This is a genomic window from Arthrobacter sp. JCM 19049 (assembly GCF_001310435.1).
The window spans coordinates 1-2,325 of sequence record NZ_BAXF01000350.1; the positions used below are offsets into that span (position 1 = coordinate 1).

Sequence of the window (2,325 nt, forward strand, 5' to 3'; positions counted from 1 at the left end):
CCGGCTGCGCCTGGCCCGAGTCGATCACCGGGCGGCGCAAGCCGGCCGAATTCTGTGAAAACGGGGCCAAGGCCATCGCCGAGGAAGCCAGTGCCCGGGTGGTCACCCCGCAGTGGTGGGCCGAGCACCCGATCAGCGTGCTGCGGGAGAAAACCGAGTACTGGCTCGGCTCCCAGGCCGGATCACCACCCCCATGATCATCCGGGCCGGGGAAACCCACTACACCCCGATCAGCTGGTCCCAGGCCTTTGCCACCGTCGCCGAGCACGTGAACGCCACCACGGCCGAACGCTGCGTCTTCTACACCTCGGGGCGCACCGCGAACGAGACCGCGTTCATGTACCAGCTGCTGGCCCGGTCGCTGGGCACCAACAACCTGCCGGACTGCTCGAACATGTGCCATGAATCCTCCGGTTCGGCACTGAACCCGACCATCGGCATCGGCAAGGGCACCGTGTCCCTTGAGGACTTCGAGCATGCCGAACTGATCTTTGTGGTGGGCCAGAACCCGGGCACCAACCACCCGCGGATGCTCTCCGCGCTGTCCGAGGCCCGCAAGCGCGGGGCCCGGGTGGTGGCGGTCAACCCGCTGCCGGAGGCCGGGTTCTTCGGCTTCAAGGACCCGCAGACCGTGGGCGGCATGCTGGGCAGGCCGCAGGAGGTCAGCAGCGACTTCCTGCAGATCAAGGTGGGCGGGGACCTGGCCCTGTTCCAGGCGTTCGGGCACCTGCTGCTGAAGGCTGAGGAACAGGATCCGGGCCGCGTCATTGACCGGGACTTCATCGACTCTTCCACCGACGGGTTTGAAGCCTACCGCCGGGCCCGCCAGCACATCGACTGGGACGCCACCGAGCAGGCCACGGGCCTGAGCCGGGCGCAGATCACCGAAATCGCCCAGCTGCTGATCGCTTCCAAGGCCACCATCTTCTGCTGGGCGCTGGGGCTGACCCAGCAGCCGCACTCCGTGCCGACGCTGAAGGAGATCATCAACCTGTTGTTGATGCAGGGCAACTTCGGCAAGCCCGGGGCCGGGGCCTGCCCGGTGCGCGGGCACTCCAACGTCCAGGGCGACCGCACCATGGGCATCTGGGAGAAGCCCAGCGAAACGCTGCTGAGGGCCATTGACACCGAGTTCGGGATTCACGCCCCGCGCCAGCACGGGTATGACTCCACCGAAACCCTGCACGCGTTCGAGAACGACGCAGTGGACGTGTTCGTCTCCATGGGCGGGAACTTCGCCCTGGCGAATTCGGAGACCGAGCTGTTGGAAGCCGGGATGCAGCGGGCCAAGCTCACCGTGCACATCTCCACCAAGCCGAACCGCTCCCACGTGGTGCACGGGCAGACCTCCCTGATCCTGCCCACCCTGGGCCGCACCGACAAGGACGACAAGCACCCCGGCGGCGCCCAGTTCCTGTCCGTGGAGGACTCCATGTCCGTCATCCACTCCACCCAGGGGCGGCTGAGCCCGGTCTCCGAGCACCTGCTGGCCGAACCGGTGATCGTGGCGCGCATGGCCACCGCCATCCTCGGCGAGGACCATCCGGTGAACTGGCGGGCCATGGCCGAGGACTATGACGTGATCCGCGAGCATATTTCCCGGGTGGTGCCCGGGTTTGAGGACTTCAACCGGCGGGTGCGGCAGAAGAACGGGTTCGTGCTGCCCAACCCGCCGCGCGATTCGCGCTCCTTCGCCACCGACATTGGGCGTGGGCGCTTCACCGTCAGCGGGTTCGAGGCCCTGCACGCCCCCGAAGGCCACCTGATCCTGCAGACCATGCGTTCCCACGACCAGTACAACACCACCTTCTACGGGGTGGATGACCGCTACCGGGGCATCAAGGACGGGCGCCGCGTGGTGCTGGTGCACCCGCAGGACCTGCAGGACCTGGGGTTCACCGACCGCCAGCTGGTGGATGTGATCTCCACGTTCCGCGGCACCGAACGCCGCGCCAACCGCTTCCGGCTGATCTCCTACCCCACCGCGAAGGGGTGCGCCGCAGCGTACTTCCCCGAGGCAAACGCCTGGTGCACCGGGACCTGGTGGCCCGCGAATCCAACACCCCGGGATTCAAGGCATGATGGTGCGCTTCGTGCCGCACACCGAACAGCCCGGCCCCACCCTGGACAGCTGAGCCAGCCAGACCCCGCCCCCGCCGCCACACCTGATATCGAGGCCCATGAAACCTACTGCCACCCCACCACCGCGCGGCTTCGCCGCCGTGCTGGTGATCGCCTTCATCCTGGCGGCGCTGAACCTGCGTCCGGCGGTGACCTCACTGGGCGCCCTGCTGGACCCGGTGATTGACGGGCTGGAAATGAACG

At 67.5% G+C, this 2,325-nt stretch carries 1 pseudogene; it reads left to right on the forward strand.

The features are described from left to right. Positions 1–2,135: pseudogene (locus JCM19049_RS12010) on the forward strand (FdhF/YdeP family oxidoreductase); the annotation flags it as partial. Positions 2,136–2,325: the final 190 nt, after the last annotated feature.